Here is a 2,042-nt window from a genome sequence, read left to right on the forward strand (position 1 = left end):
GGTCTCGGTGAGGTTCGCGCCGGTGAGGTCGGCATCGGTGAGATTCGCGTGCGGGATGAAGGCGCGGGTGAGGTTCACCGTTGTGAGGTTCGCGCGGGTGAAGTCCGCGTGGGAGAGCATCACGTCGGAGGCGTCGCCCTCCGCGAGGCAGGTCAGGCGTAGGTCCAGCTTGTCGGCGAGGGGTTCGGGACCGAGGACGCGACGTGTGATGACAGTCAGTACCGCCTGGATGTCGGCGGGTATCGGTTGGAGTGGGCTCTGTGTCCGGCATTCGCTGGCGTTCGTGTGGGTGCGCAGGAACGCTGAAAGCATCGCGAAGACGGTCGGGTGGTCGGCGGGGGAGTCTTTGGCGAGACGCTCCAGCAGGTAGATGCCCGACAGGCGGACATCGATCTTGTCGGAGGCGAGTTGTTCTGCCGCCAGGCGAAAGCGGTCGGTCACCGTTGTTTGCTGCGAGAGGGAATGCTGGCTGTTCGTCGCGCGCAGAGACTGCGCGGTGAACCACAGGGCGCCAGCGGCGGTGAGTGTCGCGCCGAGCGTGGCCACTGTCGTAGCGATTGCCGCTACTTTCGTCCACCCCGACCAATGCAGCAATCGGCCAGCTCGGGATACTCGGGGCGTGGGGGCCTCAGTGAACGTCCTGGGCCTGCGACTGGACCGCGCCGCGATGGCGTTCCCCCGTGCTCATGCGTCATCTCCTTCGAAAGCGCCTGCCACTACGGTGGTCAGATCATGCACTCGCTTGGCCGACTAGCGAGGAGGATCCGGGTACTCACTTCGTTCCAACGACGTGAGCTGCCTGCGGCCACTGCTGACCACACTCTTTTTGCCCACCCACACCATTGCCGGGTGTCAGAGGATCGTTCGGATCTCCGATCCTCCACGGCCGTGGAGCGGTGTGGTCCGGAAGCGCAGGTCGACTGTGACTCGCGGCGGTAAGGCGGGTGTTCTCGCAGGGGCAGGTGGCGCGAACAAGACTCACATGGTCTGTGACCTGGATCCACGGCTAAAGAGCGGCCATGATTCCGATGTCGTGCGGGGCTCCGCTTTTCGGAAGCTGTGGCTGAGAGGGAAAACCGATCGGGGATGGCGTCGGGGCCCTGGCAGAGTGCTCGGCATGACCGTCCCGACCCCAAAGCGGATCTGCACCGTTACCTGCGCTACGCCCGCGAAGCCATGCTGTGGAAGCTCGATGGGCTCTCCGAGTACGATGTGCGTCGCCCGATGACCCCGACCGGCACGAACCTGCTCGGCCTGGTCAAACACCTCGGCACCGTCGAACTGGGCTACTTCGGTGACACTTTCACCCGCCCCTACCACGAACCCTTCACCGATCACGATTTCCAGGCCGATCCCACAGCCGACATGTGGGCCACCGCCGAACAGTCGCGCGAGGACATCATCGGGTTCTACCGGAGGGCCTGGGCACATGCCGACACCACGATCGACAGTCTCGACCTCGACGCCAAAGGCTCGGTCCCGTGGTGGTCCGAGCAGCACCAGGCCGTCACCCTGCACCAAGTCCTGGTGCACGTGACCACCGAAACCCACCGCCACGCCGGACACGCCGACATCATCCGCGAGCTCATCGACGGCGCTGCGGGCCTGCTCGACGGCAACGGCAACATGCCCACCAGCGACGCGACCTGGTGGCAGCAATATCGAGCCGAGCTGGAGAAAACCGCACAACGGGCCCAGGACTCCGTTGGCCGCTGAGCCGCGCCGATATCACGCTGAGGGACGCGCTATATCGGTAACGATCGTTTCTGACCCACGATGCCGCACGCCATGCGGCAATACAGCATGTTTCTGTAGCGCCGTTGACGCGGGATCCACCCGGAAGTTTCGGCTTGCTCCTGACGTAACGTCAGGTCCTACCGTCGGCGAGACCAGCGCAAGGTGCGTCGGTGGGAGTGAGACGGAAGCGGATGGACGAGCCGGGAATCGAGCAGGTGTGGAAGGTCGGTGAGCTCGCGACCGAGGCCGGATTGACGGTTCGGACGTTGCATCACTACGACCGGATCGGGTTGGTGCGCCCGGCC

Annotated in this window: 3 protein-coding genes; 2 read left to right on the forward strand and 1 reads right to left on the reverse strand. The window is 64.7% G+C overall.

What is annotated here, in order from left to right; all coding sequences use genetic code 11:
* Nucleotides 1–546: pentapeptide repeat-containing protein (locus IU450_RS41190; protein ID WP_195154762.1), on the reverse strand; the 546-nt coding region annotated here is incomplete at its 3' end.
* Nucleotides 547–1,086: 540 nt separating this feature from the next.
* On the opposite strand from IU450_RS41190, the gene IU450_RS39165 reads away from it, so the two are divergent.
* Both IU450_RS39165 and IU450_RS39170 read left to right on the forward strand, forming a co-directional pair.
* A complete protein-coding gene (locus IU450_RS39165) occupies nucleotides 1,087–1,716 on the forward strand; it encodes a DinB family protein (RefSeq protein WP_195154763.1) in 630 nt (209 codons plus the stop codon).
* 212 nt (nucleotides 1,717–1,928) lie between these two features.
* Nucleotides 1,929–2,042 (forward strand): MerR family DNA-binding transcriptional regulator (locus IU450_RS39170; protein WP_195154764.1); only part of this gene is annotated, 114 nt, incomplete at its 3' end.

Origin of the sequence: Nocardia abscessus, from assembly GCF_015477775.1 — a bacterium.
Lineage (GTDB): Bacteria > Actinomycetota > Actinomycetes > Mycobacteriales > Mycobacteriaceae > Nocardia > Nocardia abscessus_A.

Coding starts and splice junctions, on each gene's coding strand:
- IU450_RS39165 (WP_195154763.1), top strand. CDS start 1,087: ATGGCGTCGGGGCCCTGGCAGAGTGCTCGGCATGACCGTCCCGACCCC.